This is a genomic window from Neobacillus sp. FW104-15D2, from assembly GCF_058790155.1.
Genome location: NZ_JBYTCJ010000010.1, coordinates 122374 through 139278, shown reverse-complemented (window position 1 = coordinate 139278; position 16905 = coordinate 122374). Strand labels below are relative to the sequence as shown.

The 16905-nt window shown below is 40.2% G+C and carries 12 protein-coding genes; 10 read left to right on the top strand and 2 right to left on the bottom strand.

The window, feature by feature from the left end:
* The first annotated feature begins 176 nt into the window (after positions 1–176).
* The 10 genes from AC3WR0_RS10370 (at position 177) to AC3WR0_RS10325 (ending at position 14036) form a co-directional block, all read left to right on the top strand.
* Entirely contained in the window at positions 177–3662 is a 3486-nt protein-coding gene (locus AC3WR0_RS10370) for an OmpL47-type beta-barrel domain-containing protein (protein ID WP_492552247.1), read from the top strand.
* Positions 3663–3909: 247 nt separating this feature from the next.
* Positions 3910–5229: a VTT domain-containing protein gene (locus AC3WR0_RS10365; RefSeq protein ID WP_492552246.1), complete on the top strand. Its 1320-nt coding sequence runs from the start codon at positions 3910–3912 to the stop codon at positions 5227–5229.
* A 342-nt stretch (positions 5230–5571) separates the two neighbouring features.
* Positions 5572–6132 (top strand): sugar O-acetyltransferase, encoded by a 561-nt coding sequence (locus tag AC3WR0_RS10360; protein ID WP_492552245.1) that lies wholly within the window; start codon positions 5572–5574, stop codon positions 6130–6132.
* 66 nt (positions 6133–6198) lie between these two features.
* A complete protein-coding gene (locus tag AC3WR0_RS10355) occupies positions 6199–6975 on the top strand; it encodes an SGNH/GDSL hydrolase family protein (RefSeq protein ID WP_492552244.1) in 777 nt (258 codons plus the stop codon).
* A 12-nt stretch (positions 6976–6987) separates the two neighbouring features.
* On the top strand, positions 6988–7899 hold the full coding sequence (locus AC3WR0_RS10350) for an ABC transporter ATP-binding protein (protein ID WP_492552243.1): 912 nt from the start codon (positions 6988–6990) through the stop codon (positions 7897–7899).
* The gene (locus AC3WR0_RS10345; protein ID WP_492552242.1) at positions 7892–8872 is read left to right on the top strand and encodes an ABC transporter permease; all 981 of its coding nucleotides are present in this window, start codon (positions 7892–7894) and stop codon (positions 8870–8872) included. The genes AC3WR0_RS10350 and AC3WR0_RS10345 overlap by 8 nt, the downstream gene beginning before the upstream one ends.
* 437 nt (positions 8873–9309) lie before the next feature.
* Positions 9310–9945: an FMN-dependent NADH-azoreductase gene (locus AC3WR0_RS10340; RefSeq protein ID WP_492552241.1), complete on the top strand. Its 636-nt coding sequence runs from the start codon at positions 9310–9312 to the stop codon at positions 9943–9945.
* 381 nt (positions 9946–10326) lie between these two features.
* Entirely contained in the window at positions 10327–10698 is a 372-nt protein-coding gene (locus AC3WR0_RS10335; protein WP_492552240.1) for a VOC family protein, read from the top strand.
* Between the two features lie 133 nt (positions 10699–10831).
* On the top strand, positions 10832–12742 hold the full coding sequence (locus tag AC3WR0_RS10330; RefSeq protein WP_492552239.1) for a SpoIIE family protein phosphatase: 1911 nt from the start codon (positions 10832–10834) through the stop codon (positions 12740–12742).
* A 34-nt stretch (positions 12743–12776) separates the two neighbouring features.
* The gene (locus AC3WR0_RS10325) at positions 12777–14036 is read left to right on the top strand and encodes an ATP-binding protein (protein ID WP_492552238.1); all 1260 of its coding nucleotides are present in this window, start codon (positions 12777–12779) and stop codon (positions 14034–14036) included.
* A gap of 318 nt (positions 14037–14354) precedes the next feature.
* On the opposite strand, the gene AC3WR0_RS10320 is transcribed toward AC3WR0_RS10325, so the two are convergent.
* Positions 14355–15155, bottom strand: a complete 801-nt coding sequence (locus AC3WR0_RS10320; protein ID WP_492552237.1) for a CPBP family intramembrane glutamic endopeptidase — start codon at positions 15153–15155, stop codon at positions 14355–14357.
* 373 nt (positions 15156–15528) lie between these two features.
* Positions 15529–16752: an NAD(P)/FAD-dependent oxidoreductase gene (locus AC3WR0_RS10315; RefSeq protein WP_492552236.1), complete on the bottom strand. Its 1224-nt coding sequence runs from the start codon at positions 16750–16752 to the stop codon at positions 15529–15531.
* Positions 16753–16905: the final 153 nt, after the last annotated feature.

Sequence of the window (16905 nt, the reverse complement as noted above, 5' to 3'; positions counted from 1 at the left end):
CTATGTTATCTTCTATTTAAAATCCGTAAAAACAAATAAAGGTTTATTGAGTATATTGACCTGTTTTTTAAACTATCGATTGAATCCTTAGAATCATTAAAAAACAATATTTATATGGGATAATATAGGTAGTTTTTCCTTTATATGTAAGATACTATTTAATAGGGGGTAAGGGATTGGAAAACCGAACGATTGCAAGAACCATGAGGCTGATACTGCTAACAGTATTAGTACTGACAAATGTTTTAGCCGGTAATATTGGAGGTGGTTTTGCAACCGCCGAAACAGTTTCGACTGCTGTATTGCCAGACGGTGCGGGCAAAAAGGTGTTGTTTGATAATACACACGGACAGACAGCGGGAGCTGCAGACTGGGTTATCGACGGGGCATTCTCTGATTTTGCCAATGGTTTAAAATCAGCTGGTTTTAGTGTAGAGGAATTATCACGCCAAATTCCTTATACCTTTGGCGAGCAGGCCGTTACTTATGAAAAATTAAAGAATTATGATGTTTTTATCATCGGGGAAGCGAATATCCCTTACAAGAAAACTGAGCAAGATGCCATGGAACAATATGTACGTGAAGGCGGCAGTATTTTTTTTATAGCCGATCATTACAATGCTGACCGCAATAAGAATAGATGGGATGCTTCTGAAGTCATGAACGGTTACCGAAGAGGCGCTTTTGAGAATCCTGCTAAAGGAATGAACCAGGAAGAAGCTGGTTCGCCTGCTATGAAGGGGATTCAAAGCTCCGATTGGCTCGGCAGTAAATTCGGAATCCGTTTTCGATATAATGCGGTGGGCGATGTAAATGCTACAGACATAGCGGCACCGTCCAACTCATTTGGTATAACTGAGGGAGTAAACTCGGTCGCAATGCATGCCGGATCAACGCTTGCAATTATTGACCCTTCAATTGCGAAGGGTGTCGTGTATCTTCCTTCAACAAATGTGAGATGGGCCAGTGGAGTAGATAAGGGTGTTTACAACGGGGGCGGACGTGCTGAAGGACCATTTGCCGCAATCTCGAAATTAGGACTGGGGAAAGCAGCATTCATCGGTGATTCCTCTCCTGTAGAAGATGCGTCACCTAAATATGTTCGTGAAGAGAATGGCTCCAAAAAAACTACTTATGATGGCTTCAAAGAACAAGATGATAGTAAGTTCCTCGTCCAGACAGTAAAGTGGCTCGCAAATAAAGAAAGCTATACAAGCTTTAACCAGATTTCCGGAATGGTACTCGATCAGCCGACAAAGCTGATACTTGATCCGGCCCAGAAAGAAAACGAAGACCCGGCGACATCTGTTGAGCCGCAGGCGGAACCGTGGGCAGCACCAGCAGCCGGTTATAAGTGGTATGATCCGTCTACTTTTAAAAGTGGTTCATACGGAGCTGCGGGCAGCACACAAACTCCTCCTCCTCCTACAGGCCAGTCACAATACAAACTGGTGCATCAAAGTACTCTGCCTAATAGCCAGCAATTCCAGGTTCGAGTGGAAGTGGATGGAGTAGCAGCAGGAGGTACGGTATCGAATTTAAGTCTTGGAATCTACCTATCAGGCGGCACACAGGTTGCCAAGGTGCAGAATGCGGACGGAACGTGGCCAACCGCCTATGGCTATAGCTCGAGTTTTTCAGTAACAGCTGACGCAAAAGGACATGCTTCTAAAACACTGACGATCCAGGTTAAGTCGGGTAGTATAGGTGCTGCAAACTTAAGATTGAGGCAAGGCAGTACGAACCTAGTAACGGAAGCTGTTACCTTGGGGAATGTAGCGGCTGAGCCGCTTCCAGGTGAAAATACGGCTCCAGCACCAATTTCGGTTGAGGATGCAAGAATTCAGCCGGACGGAACTTTGGTTACGGTTGAAGGCACGATTACTACAGAACCTGGTGTTTTTGGAGGACAAGGATTTTATCTGCAAGAAGGATCATCAGGAATTTACGTCTACCAGAATGATACCGGATTTAAGCCGGGTGACTATGTGCGCATCACTGCTGTAAAAAAGACTTATAACACGGAACTGGAACTGGAAGATCCGGTAAATATAGAGAAAATAAGTACAGAAGAGATACCTGATGCTGCTGTTCAGCCTTCGGTTAATGAAGCGAATCAAGGAACTCTTATCACGCTAGAAAATGTAAAAATTAGGAACGTTCCTCCGGCTGGTACGTCTGGAACGTTTGAATTTGATGCTATAAATGAGAACGGCACTACCCGAGTCAGGGTAGACAGCCGGACTGGCATTTCCTTCGCTGAATGGAGCAAGTCTTTTGGCGATGATGATATTGTGAATATCACGGGAATTGCGTCTGTTTTTAAAGGTGTATTCCAGCTCAAGCCCTTGAATATGTCTCACTTTGAAACCTCAGATCACACAGCGCCTGTAACAAGCGTTATTGCTGATGGATTTACTGGAGAGAGGTATAACAATAAGGATGTTGTCCTTTCATTTTCAGCAAATGATGGTGCAGGCCTTGGAGTAGCAAAAACGGAGTACCGCTTGAACAACGGAGAGTGGACAACTGTTGGAGGAGACATAACCATTTCCCAGGAAGGGAAAAATGTGACTGAATTCAGGAGTATTGATCAAGCAGGCAATGTGGAAGAGACACAGTCTCTGGCTGTCTGGATTGATAAAACAGCACCTAGTACAACCGTAACCACAAATGGGGCAGCCGCCGGAAAATACAGTAACAAGGATGTAGTACTTGCATTTAATTCCGAAGATGGTTCGGGTGCAGGAATTGCAAAAACAGAATACCGGCTTAACACTGGAGCGTGGACCTCTGTTGGAGGAGACATAACCATTTCCCAGGAAGGGAAAAATGTGATTGAATTCCGGAGTACTGATCAAGCAGGCAATGTGGAAGAGACACAGTCTCTGGCTGTCTGGATTGATAAAACAGCACCTAATACAACCGTAACCACAAATGGGGCAGCCACGGGAAAATACAGTAACAAGGATGTAGTACTTGCATTTAATTCTGAAGATGGTTCAGGTGCAGGAATTGCAAAAACAGAATACCAGCTCAACTACGGGGATTGGGTGCCAGTGAACGGGGAAGTGACGGTATCCAGTGAAGGAAAAAATGCAGTTATCTACCGAAGCGTAGATGAAGCAGGTAATGTGGAAGAGGCCAAAACCATTGAAATATGGATAGACAAAACGGCTCCGCAAATCAGTGTCAGCGGAAAACTAGCATTCTTCCAAACTGATCGCGTTATGGAAACCCTATTTACTATAGAGGATAACCTGAGCAACATTACGAAAGTTGAGTATGCTCTTGACGGAGTTGTGATTTCTAATTTTAACACTATCAAACCGCTGTCATTAGCTCCAGGTGAACATATACTAACAGTCCGGGCAGAGGATGGAGCAGGCAACGCAGCATCAAAAGAATTTAGTATCTTTATCTTAATCGATATTGACCACCTAGATGAATTAATCGACTTGGGTGAAGCTAACCAAGCTTTTACAAACCAAGGAATTATAAAGAGCCTTAAAGCACAAGTGCTAGCTTTACAAAAGGACAAAACACCTGACAAGCTAAAAGCTTTAAAGAATCATATCCAAGCACAAAGAGGCAAATTTATTACTGAAGATTTTACTGATCTATTTGAAAACGATTTAGATTATATTCTAGAAGAAATGTAAGGACAATAGAATGAAATTGAGAGTGGCGATATATTGCTACTCTCTTTTTTTGCTATAAATTGGCTGATTATCCAAAAAGAGGGGTTCAGGTGGGAAATTCGACAAATTTTTTTGGTCATCTTTATTGAAGTCCTGCTCTGCGAATACTATAGTAAAGAAGTAGGGTTTTTTCTATGAACGAAATAATAAATTAAAAATAGATAAATTTGTTTTTTCTGTTTCACACCGGAGAGAGGGGCTTTCGAAATTGCATGTTTTTATTACTTTCATGAATGAATACGGTTACTTGGTCCTTTTTTTAGCCCTCTTTTTGGGTATTCTTGCCGTTCCGCTGCCTATTGAGGCGATGATGGGTTACGCGGGATTATTGGCATATCAGGGCCAGATGAATTGGATAGCAGCTGTCATTTCTGCGGGTATTGGAGGGTTAGCAGGCATGGTGGCGGCATATGGGATTGGATACAAGCTCGGAATGCCATTTTTCGAAAAATATGGGCCGAAAATCCATCTTGGGCCTGAAAAACTTAAAACCACTTCCTCATGGTTTAAAAAATACGGGAATAAGCTCCTTATTATTGCGTTTTTTATCCCGGGTGTACGGCATATAACAGGGTACTTTTCGGGTATCACCCGGCTTCCCTTCCGAGTTTATGCAATCTATTCTGCAATTGGTTCATTTATATGGGTTTCAACCTTTATCATATTAGGAAAATTACTGGGCCCTAAATGGGAACAATTCCATGATTCAATCATGAAGTACCTGTTAATTGCAGTCATTTTGATTGCGATATTGATTATTGGAATTTACTTTTTCAGAAGATTTAAAACACAAATCATTACAGGATTTACAAGAGGAATGGAAAAGGTCCTTTATGCCTTTCGAACTAGAAAAAGGTTTACCTTTTTTATTTCTGCTGTATCGCTTATTACATTGCTTTTGATCATCTTGATGGTAGGCATGATAGAGGATTATATTGGAAATGAATTTAACGACTTCGATAAAGTGGTTAGTTTGGTTGTTACAGCGGTTCTATCAGGCAGGATGAATTGGCTGATGACTTTTTTTATCGGGCTTGGTAAAAATGTCTGGCTGATTATGATGATCACCCTGACCTTAGGATGGGTCTTTTGGAGGGGACAGGAGAAAATCTTGGAGATATTCTTCCTATTTATCACTGTACTTGGTGGAGAATTGTATGAAGAAATTTTGCGAAACACTTTTCACCGTGTTGCTCCCGGTGAACCATCGATTTTAGACCGTTTTCCATATAGTTTTCCTAGTGAGCAATCTTTAATGGCTTTTGTAATCTATGGATTTTTCTTTTTTATCCTTTTAAGGCATACTCGAAATTTAAAGGTTCATACTTTTTTAATTATCGGATGGGTAATCGTAGTACTATTCTTAGGTGTAGCCCGAATTTATTTTGGAACACAGATGCCAAGTCAAATTCTAGGCGGATATGTGTTTGGCGGTGTATGGCTTGGTTTTTCCGTCCTGCTGCTTGAATTATTCCGGGTGCTCACCTCACTTAATAGTCCAAAGAAAATATCTCGCATGAATGAATAAGGAAAAAAGTGGACGAAAAAAATATATCACCATTTATATATGGCTTTTGTTTATAGAAGGTTGTTTTCGTCGATCTGAAGACTTGACTAAAAGCTTTGCCATAAGTGAAACGGTTTTTTCATAGGAGCCAATAGGATAAGACACGAGGGAACACACGTATTTAAATCGTGTGTTTTTTCATTTTAGGAATCTTTTTCAATAAACTTCTAAGCAAGTCCGAACAGGCGGCTAGGCAGTTGCTTAACAAATGTGAACCCCGCCTTTTTATAGCAGATTGGAATTTGATGGCAAAGAAGGATAGTTCTATAATAGAAGTTGAAAGAAAAAAGGAGTGGCAAACGAATGGTTACGGAAAAAGAAAAGATGCTTGCCGGTCAGCTTTACAATGCGGCAGATCCTGAACTAGTAAATGAACGTCTCCGGGCACGGAGCTTAACAAGGATATTCAATCAAACACTGGAAACAGAGGATTTAAAACGAACGGAACTGATAAAGGAACTGTTTGGTTCCACACGCGAAACCTTTTTTATAGAGCCTGATCTTCGTTGTGATTATGGTTATAACATTCATATAGGCAATAACTTTTATGCTAATTTTAATACCGTAATCCTTGATGTCTGTCAGGTAATAATAGGTGAAAATTGTTTATTTGGTCCGGGAGTACATATTTACACAGCAAGCCATTCCGTTTTTCCTGATGAACGAAACTCGGGAATGGAATTTGGCAAGCCCGTTACGATTGGGGATAACGTTTGGGTAGGGGGAGGAGCTATTATTAATCCGGGGGTAACCATTGGAAATAATGCAGTGATCGGTTCAGGCGCGGTTGTCACGAAGGATGTTCCGGCCAATTCGATTGCAGGGGGAAATCCAGCAAAGATTATTAAGACTATTGAAGCCTAGCTGTTTTGTTTTAAGCTTTTTTTGTGATTAAATGTTCAATAGATGCTGAAAGAAAGGAAGATTCCTTTGAATAAGAACATTCTGCGGGTCATTACCTTAATAGCTGCCATTTTCTTCGTCCTTTGGCTTGGAGGCCTTGGCTGGGCGATGGCTGATTATTATACGGGGAAACCTAATCAAATTACAGCCACTAAAGCCCCTGATAAAGCAAAGGAAAATGGAAAAGAGCTGACGGTTGTGGCTATTGGTGATTCATTAACCCGGGGCACAGGTGATGAATCAGGCAAGGGCTATGTTGGAGATGTAATGGATGAACTAAAAACAAAGACAAAGATGCCCGTCAAGCTTCTTAATCTTGGTATAAATGGGCAGCGTTCAGACCAGCTCCGTAACCAGCTTGGACAAAAAGAGGTGCAGCGCCAAATACAGCGTGCTAATATCGTTTTAATGACAATAGGGGGAAATGATTTATTCAGAGGCGGACAGGGGCTTGCTGATTATCAGTCGGACAAGCTGCAGATTATTGAAAAAAGTTATCTTCAGAATCTGACGGCAATATTAAAGCAGATTCGCGCTTCGAACCCTGATGCAAGAGTATTTTTTGTTGGTCTTTATAATCCTTTTATGGATCTTAATGAAGGTAAAGACATTTCGAAAGTAATCCGCCGCATTAATTATGAAAGTGCGGAGGTTAGTGCTTCCTTTCCAAAAGTTGTTTTTGTTCCAACCTTCGATTTATTTGAGTTAAAAGTTAATGATTATTTATATTCCGACAAGTTCCATCCTAATACAAAAGGACACCGGCTGATTGCTGAAAGGGTAGCATCACTGATCACCTGGTAAGGAGAAGGGAAAATGGAGAAGACAACATTATCTGTAAAAAATCTAAAAAAAACGATAGGGAAAAAAGAAATTATTAAGGGCATTAGCTTTGACTTAATGGAAGGGGAAGTTTTTGGCTTTCTCGGTCCAAACGGTGCTGGAAAAACGACAACCATCCGGATGCTTGTCGGACTGATTAAGCCCACCTCCGGGAGTGTAGAAATTGGTGGCTACAACATCGAGAACCATTTTTTTGAGGCTATGAAAAATCTTGGCTGCATTGTAGAAAATCCTGAATTATACCCGTATTTATCGGGTTGGGACAATCTTCTCCATTTTGTTAGAATGCTTAATGATGTCGGAGAAGAGAGAATAACAGAGGTAACTCAGCTGGTTGGCCTGACTGACCGGATCCATGATAAGGTAAAGACTTATTCGCTTGGTATGAGGCAGAGACTTGGAATCGCTCAGGCTCTCCTAGGCAGACCAAAGGTTTTAATTTTGGATGAGCCTACCAATGGATTGGATCCTGCCGGAATAAGAGAAATGAGACAATTCATCCGGTTTCTTGCTGGAAGTGAAGGATTGAGTGTTTTGGTTTCCAGCCATCTTTTAAGTGAGATTCAGCTTTTGTGTGATCGGGTAGCGATTATTTCAAAGGGGAAAGTGATTCGGACCGACACCGTTGAGCACCTATTATCCAATCGGGAACAGCTAATTTGGAGTTTTGAACCGTTTGAAAAAGGTAAGGGAATTCTCTCAACCTTAACAAACGCAGAAGATAGTGGAGATGGTTTTATCCGGACCGAATATGATCAGGAAAAAGCAGCCCTCTGGAATAAACAGCTAGTAGATGCAGGAGTAAAGGTAACCGAAATGAACAGAAAACTGCCTGCTCTTGAAGACTTGTTCCTGGAACTGACCGGGGGTGACAAAATTGATTAAACTGGTTCAAAATGAAATGATGAAGCTTATTGCTAAGAAGAGGCTTCTTGTTATTGCCGCCATTATAGCAGTTCTTGTTGCTCTTTTTACATATGCTCAATATAAGCAGGTTGAAACCCAGCGCCATAAGCTAGGAACTAGCGATTGGAGAACCATTCTTCAGCAGCAGATCATTGATACTCAAAACAGGCTAAGCAGCAGCCGGATTTCAGATGAATGGAAAAAACAGCTGAAGACTGGTCTTCAGCAGCAGCAGTACTATTTGGATCATAATATTAATCCATCGGAGCCTGGCGCACCGACCTTTATGCGGATGTTTTTGGAGAATTCCATTGACCTGTTCCTGCCGCTAATGGTGATGGTTATTGCCAGCGACCTTGTATCCTCCGAACATAGTCTTGGTTCGATTAAGCTTTTATTGACTAGGCCTGTAAGAAGGTGGAAGGTTCTCCTGAGTAAATATATTACACTTTGTCTTGCTATTTCACTCATTATTGCGATTACAGGGATCATTTCTTATCTAATATCCGGGATGGTCTTTGGCTATAAAGGCTGGGGAGCCCCAGTGTTAACTGGCTTTAATGTGACCAATCAAGGACTTGAAACAGGGAGCGTAAAGCTTATTGGCCAATGGCAGTTTTTGTTGATGGATTTTGGCCTTGTATGGTTTGTAGCGATTGTAGTTGGCACATTATCGTTCATGCTTTCTGTGCTGATTAGAAGCACAGCCGCCGGAATGGGTGTCATGCTGGCAGCCTTAATCTCAGGTGCAATTCTCAGTAACATGGTTTCATCGTGGAAATCGGCTAAGTACTTATTTATGGTCAACTTAAGATTAACAGACTATATGAAAGGGACTGCTCCACCAATTGAAGGAATGACATTAAGCTTTTCCCTTGCTGTCCTTCTTGTCTGGTGGGCTGCTGCCTTAATGGTTGCTTTTTGGGTTTTTACAAAAAGAGATGTGTATTAAAAAACGGACTTCCTGCAAATTGCAGGGAGTTTTTTTGATACAGAAATTATCTTACGAAGTTTTCTTCATCAGGTCTATCAAGGACGAAATTACTTAGGGAAATGTCCTCGAGAGCGGCTATTTAAAATAAATACCATAACGGGATAGCTCAAATGTCTTTGATAAAGGCTATAAGGTCAAAAGGCGGTGGAAACCTGGCAAAAATGTCGCTCATAAAGGCTGTGAAAGACAAAAGGTTGTAACAGTCCGGCAAAAAAACTTGTTCATAAGGGCTATGTAGGACAAAAGTTGGTTTTGTACTGAAAAAAAGTCGCTCAAAGGCTGGAATGAAGATCGATTCCATCCCTATTTTTCATGATCACTTTAGGAATATCTTGTTGAAATAAGGGAAAAGTTAACGGGGGAGAGTAGTACAAAACAGAAAGGCAGGAGAAATCATGGCAACAGTTCTTTACGTTACAGCACATCCGCATGACGACACACAATCCTACAGTATGGCAGTGGGAAAGGCTTTTATCGAATCGTATCGGGAAGCTAATCCAAATGATGAAGTGGTACATCTGGATCTTTACAAGGAAAACATCCCGCAAATAGATGTTGATGTATTTAGCGGATGGGGCAAACTTCGCTCAGGTTCAAGCTTTGATGATTTATCCAGTGAAGAAAAAAGCAAAGTCAGCCGTCTTGGCGAATTAACAGATCAATTCGTAGCAGCTGATAAATATGTTTTTGTTACTCCACTTTGGAACTTCTCATTCCCACCTGTTATGAAGGCGTATATCGACTCTATTTGTACAGCTGGGAAAACATTCAAATATACCGAGCAGGGACCTGTTGGACTTTTGACCGATAAAAAGGCTCTTCATATCCAAGCTCGAGGCGGTGTCTATTCCGAAGGTCCAGCTGCAGGAATGGAAATGGGACATAGGTATATCGGAATCATCATGCAATTCTTTGGTATTCCTTCATTTGAAGGATTGTTTGTCGAAGGCCATAACCAATACCCGGATCGTGCAGAACAAATTAAGCAAGAAGCAATTGAGAAAGCTAAACAGCAAGCCAAAAACTTTTAATGACGGTTGAAGAAGTAGACATGAGAAATCATGTCTATTTTTTAATGAGAAAGTATACCTTTAGGTGAGATTTGGTGCAGCTAGTATCCATCCCGCTTATCCCAACGATCATCGACCAGTTAAGTGCTCCTGCGCCATAGCACTCCTCAAGCAGCTGATGTTCGGCTGTCATAAAGCTGCATGATGTATCTTCGTAGAGCAGCTTTCAAGATGTTATTCAGGCAGTTGCTTCGCGAACGGGCTCTTTCGCTTTTCATATACTTGGCTGTAGGTCCCCGGGACTCTTCTTATCATAACTAAAACTTATCCTTCTTGATCCAATTTTGAACATTCACTTATCAAGTCTTTTAGCCTAAAATAAACCTAAAAGGAGGTTTTTGGATGGCTATTGTATTTAAATCAATTGATCATGTTCAATTGGCAGCTCCGATAGGAAGTGAAAAGGAAGCTAGACAGTTCTTTGTTGAGATTCTTGGATTTACTGAAATTGAAAAACCTGAGGAATTAAAAAAGAGGGGTGGAGCTTGGTTTCGGTCGGGATCTGTGCAGATTCATATCGGCATCGAAGAACCTTTTGCTCCCGCCAAAAAAGCACATCCGGCTTTTGAAGTTGAAGATATTGAAGCTGTCATGGAACAATTAAAGGTTTCAGGAGTGCTGTTTCAAGTAGATAATAAGCTTCCAGGTGCTACACGTTTTTATGTGGATGACCCTTTTGGAAATCGTCTTGAGATTCTGGAGTGGACTAAATAAAAAGTTATTTTCTTACGCGGCCATAAAACGGCTGCGTTTTTTCTATCCTGATAAGCAAAAAGGAGGAATCATTTTACAATTGTGAATGTCTCCTATATGCTAATTTTATATAAAAAATAGAGGCGGGGATTTAATGGACAACAATATAATAAAAAAATCTTTATTCCCGCTATTAATGACCCTGGTTTTTTTTATAACTGCTGCTGGTTCTTTTCCTGCCTCCTGGTCAGAAACCATCAGTAATATTTACACTCCAGCTCATATGGTTATTAAAATAGCCAGCATCTTTTTTGCCTTTACTATTGCCCTCCAAGGTCTCATCTTTTATAATTACGCCCCTTCTTTGAGGGCGATTGTTTTTTCAAGTGCTTTTTTTACTATTGGCACTTTTGAAGTTTTTCATTTGCTGTTTTTAATGGATGCGTTATCAAGTGTGGTTCCGGTGAATCTTTCGCTTGCAAGATGGTATACGATTGTAGAAGGAATCACTGAATCGGTAGTTTTTTTATATATGGCTTTTGGTATAGATCGAAAAATGAATGTGAGAGATGCAAAGCAAATATCTTGGATATTGGCATTGATTTACACCATTTTTATGGTTGTTTTTCTTTATGTTTTTTCGGATCTTTGGCCCACTGCCTATAGCAGCTCCGGCCCATCTAAAATAAGAAAAACCTTTGAGTATATTTTTATGCTGGTCCATATCGTAATTTTTTGCAAATACATATTTTTCGCCAAAAATACTGGTTTTACAGAAAAGGCAAATTTGGCTATTGCGGCATTATTCATTGTTTTTTCATCTTTTATGTTTACTCAATTCCAGAAGCAAACAGATATTTTTAATCTATCGGCCCATTTTTATAAACTTCTCGGCTATATTTATATATTTAAAGTTGTTTATCTTATATCGGCGAGAAGACCTTTTGAAGAGATGGAAAACCTATCGAAACGGTACAGTAACTTGCTAAATACGGTTTTTGAGGGAATTTACGGTGCAGATTTAGAAGGGAAGATTACTTTTATTAATAAATCCGCCTGTGAAAAGCTTGGTTATCGTGAAGAGGAATTAATTGGCCGAAAAATACACTCATTTGTTCACCATACTCACGCCGATGGTTCCCTTTATCCTCAGGAGGATTGTCCAATTCACCTTTCAGTTCAGGATGGAAAAACGAGAAGTGTGGCGGGAGAGCTTTTTTGGAGAAAGGATGGCACTAGTTTTCCTGTGGAATATTTCACCCGGCCAATTTTGGAAGAGGACAAAAGGGTCGGAACAGTGCTAACCTTTATTGATACATCAGAAAAACAGGAACTTGAAAAGCTTCAAAAGGAACAAAAAACCATTGAATATGAATTATCGGTTGCTTCTGCCATCCAGAATTCACTTCTCTCCTCATCCGGTACCACTCCTGAGTCAGTAGACCTTGGTGTAGTCAGCGTACCTTTCAGGATATTAAACGGTGATTTTTATTCCTCCAGAGAAACAGAGGAGGGAGTAATGGTGGGGATTGCGGATGTTTGCGGAAAGGGCATACCCGCGTCCATACAAATGACAATGATGAAATTTGCAATGGAAACGAACCGTCAGCCGCATGAAATCCTATCAAATATTAATCATTTCTTCAGTAAATATATGAGCGAGTATTCTTTTATTACCATGTTCCTTGGCTTTTACCATAAAGAGTCTTCCCGTTTCTTTTACTCTTCCGCTGGGCATGAACCAACGATCCTATACCGGCAGGCTGCCAATGAGGTAATCGAGTTAAAAACAAACGGTCCTCTTTTGGGTATTTCAGAAGAGCTGGAATATGAGACGGATAGTATTCCTGTTATGAAAGATGATATTTTGCTCTTTTATACAGATGGAATTATAGAGCGGAGAGACAATGAGGTAGATAGTGTTCATTACCTTATTCATCACCTTAAGAGCATGAATCTTTCTCAGCCATCCCAGCTGATTGCAGATGAATTGTATCAGAGGGTGCTAGAATATCATCACCAACAAGTAGAAGATGACCAAACTTTAATTTTGATGAAAATTTAATTAAAGGTAATACCCAAAAGGGGCTGATATAAGTTTGTTTGAACTGCATATTGTTAAAGAGGTACTATTAAATTTCTTTTTAATTTTGACACCCATTTATTTTTATAAATCAATTGTAACGTATTTCCAAACAATAAAAGGTAGAGTTTTGCTCGGTATCATTAGCGGGCTTGGCTCAATTCTGTGTATGATCTTTCCTATTGTTAGCGGAGCGGGTTTCCTTTGGGATCTGCGATGGATATCTTTTGTAGTTTCTATTCTATATGGTGGATGGCTCTCAGGTGCCATTGCAGGGATTCTTCTGGTGGTTTTTCGTTTTTTACTTGGTGGAATGGCAGGGGCAATAAATGTGCTTTTAGTTGCACTTATTCTTTTCTTCCTATTTTCATTATTAAGAGTTCATTTTCAATATAAACCAATAACCAAAAAGATATTTTTAGGGCTGCTTTACGCGATTATTGCTTTTTTCATTGTTGGCAGTGCAATCTGGATTCATTTTTGGTATTCGGACAAGCTCGACTTCTTCTATCAAAATGCACCTTCAGTTTCATTATTTATGTTCCTATCTTATATATTGTCTATGTCCATCTTCATTATCTTTGCAGAGAGAATCTTTTCTCATTCGCAATTTAGCGGCCAGGTAAATGATGCGGAAAAGGCTAATATGGTGAGTGAATTGATTTTATTGATGTCCTATGATGTAAAGAAATATATGAACCAGTCTAAAAACTGGATGCAGCTTGCCATGAACAGTGATGGGGACTCCAGTAAAGCATTAATGACAAATGCCGTCGAAGAAATTGACTCAGGTGCAGCCGTACTTGATTCCTTTGTTAATTACTCGAGGTACCAAAACTCGGAAAACGATACGGTGGCAGTCCAAACGGTTTTTTCCGAAATGGCCGAACTTCTAAAACCTTACCTTCATGTAAAGAATGTTGAACTAGAAAAGGATATTCATCAGGGCGTGAAGTTTGAGGGAGATGTCATAAAATTGAGGCAGATACTGTTAAATATTTTAAAAAATGCTGTTGATGCTTCAGGAAGAGGAGGGAAAATTTATTTCTCTTCTCAAGAAGAAAAAGGAAATGTCCTCATAACGGTTAAGGACGAGGGTATAGGAATGACGAGAGAACAAATAACTAGAATCATGAACCCCTCATTTAAGGGTGAAAGGCAGGGACTTGGCCTCATCGTCACCCGTAAACTTCTTGAAGACATGAAAGGAAATTTAATCTTTGAAAGTGAACCAGGTAAAGGTACTTCAGCTAAAATTAAAATACCTAATAAATAAAGCCGCCGGATGGCGTGCTTTCAGTTTGTAGACAAAAGGGGGATCGGAATGCTTTATTCCGAACCCCCTTTTTGATTTTATTGGGATTTCCTCTAATCTATTTCCAATAGGCTTGGTTCTACTGCCAGCCCAATAGTTGATGGAGTAAGGGCATGAGACTCCGGCAGGATTAACGGGACAGGTGAGGCCCCACAGTCTCAACGCCCGCCCCGCAGAAAGCGAATGCCTGGAAACGAAAATCCGCAGGCCCCTCCAGAGTCTGAAGGCACGCCGGATTCTTTTAGACCCCTTAAATGATTATCCAATAGTAACCTCTTACTAAATAGATTTAGTGGCACCGGAATGGAGGTCTTTTTTAAGAGAATGACTATTATAGAATTTAATAACAGCCAGCAGGAACAAAAACATAGCTAAGGAAAAAATATTAGGAAGCTGTTCAGCCAGCAAAGGAGTATGAATAGCCTCCTTTATGATAAAAATGCCTGAACCTGCTTTTTGGGACAATCCATATAGAAGAGAAAAAGCCATATTCAGTCCAAAATGGAGCCCTGTGTCAACCCAGATGGAGCCCGTTTTATAAAAAGCATAGGTTAGAGATAGGCCAAGAAGGACGGAAAAAATAAAATTATCCAGTGAAAAAGATTCATGCCAGTAATCATCAAGAGCATAGATTAAGATACTTATTGTAAAAACCCAGCCTGTATGCAGCCTATCTTTCAACAAACCAAAAACATAGCCACGGACAATTAAGTCATTAATGAGGGAACCCAGAAAGTACCCGACAATTGCTTCCATAATGGGCATGATGGCATCCCGTGCCGACTTCACTCCTGTTATGTCAATCGCTCCTGCCCAGTAACGTGCCGCATACATTAATCCCCAGAAAAAAAAACCGATTAAAAAACTATAGGCAAAGTTTCGTTTCCAACCATTACTGAAGCTTAAGCCTAGGGCTTTTAATCCGCCTATTCCCGATATAGAAGCAATAAAATGGGCAATAGGGAAAAATAACAGGATGGAAGCCAACTGTAAATACATATTAGAGAAACCATTAACCGCTAAATTAAAATATAAATCTAAGAAGATGAAACCTATTATTCCGATGGAAAGCTTTTTCATAAATACCTCACTTAAAATATAGTTAATTATCATTCTAACTGAGATAAAGGGAAAAATAACCAATTTTTGAAAAGATTAGTTAAACTTGGCATTCGCCATGTCCTTTTTGGCGGATGCCTTAGTTTTGCTTATGCGTTCAGAATTTATGGATATAAATTCTGATTAGCCAAGAAAAAAGCTGCCTGTACCGGCAGCCCTACTTTTTCTGCGCAATTGCCATCCAGAGGGGGGAGAGGAAGACAATGCGTTTTCCCTGGGAGAGGGAATAGGTCATAATTTTTAAAAATGATTCAGCCTAAGTGCCGGGAGTAGGCAAATGGCCTGATGGGAGTAGAAAATATATAGTTTAATGGGGCAAGCCCATAGAACTCAATTAGTTTTTTGCAGCCAGTTTAACGGAACCGCGTTTTAATTTTAGATTCTGTTTTAGAATTAGAGCTGGACCGCCAAGGATAAATAAATAGCGTGCTTCAATTACCTGCTTCATAAAGGCTGCAAACAATCCGGATAAACGGAACTTTCCAACCTTGCCTACAGCAGCCAAATTTCCAATGGAAGCAACAGACCCTTTGTGATGGTATTCAAATATTTTCAATTGGCTCTGACGAATAGAAGCAGCAATGTTTTCAGCGCAAACACTTGCTTGCTGTAAGGCTACCTGTGCAGTAGGTGGGAGGGCGCTTTTTTCATTTTTCATAAATAGTGCGCAGTCTCCGATGCAAAATACATTATCCATTCCTTGAACCCTAAGCATAGCATCTACAGGAAGCTTACCTTTTACAATTGGCAGGCCGCAGTCTTGAATGATACTGTTTGCTTTTACCCCGCATGAACAGATAACGGTACGAGTCGGAATTTCAACATTGTTTTCAAGACTGATAATTTCAGGTGTGCATTCAAGTATTTTTGCTCCAGTGCGGATATCGATATTGAATTTTTCAAGCACTCTGTTGGTATACTCAATTGATTCTTTTTCAAAGAAAGGCAGAACACTTGGAGCTGCTTCAACCGCAATAATTTTAATAAGGTCTGATGAGATATCATAGTTTTGGCAAAGTGCAGGAAGCCCTTCTGCCAGCTCACCAAGCATTTCTACACCTGTAAAACCGCCTCCTGCGACTACAAAAGTGAGACGGGAAGCATCCTGGTCCTCTTTATATAATGCAAATTGTTTATGAATTTGATGATAGATAGCCTTTGTGCTCCTGAAGCTGCGGATTTGGAAAGCATGTTCTTTAATCCCGGGTATGCCATAGGTTTCAACCTCGAAACCAAGCGCGATGAGGAGATAATCATATTCCAGAACTTCTCCTATATCTAGCGTAACAGTCTGGCTGGAAGGATTAATGGATGAAACCATTGCCCTCTTAAAATTTGTTTTTGATGGATCAATCAGTTCGGATATAGGAAGAGCCACTTTATCATCTGATGCTGTTCCAGCACCGATTTTATGAAGCTGTGTAGTGACATAATGGTAATCATGTTTATTCACTATAGTAACATCCGCTTCTCCGGATTTTAAAATTTTCTCTAATTTAGTACCAGTTACAAGACCGCCGTATCCAGCACCTAATATAACAACTTTTGGTTTATTCATCTTAATTTCCCCCAATAAATATCTTGTGAAACTATTCACATGATGAAATAAAAAATAAGATCAATTAATTATGTGAAATATTTCACATTGTTTTTCTATAATTAGATTACGATATTTTTAGAAATATCTCAAGTACTTCTTTTAAAAAAATTT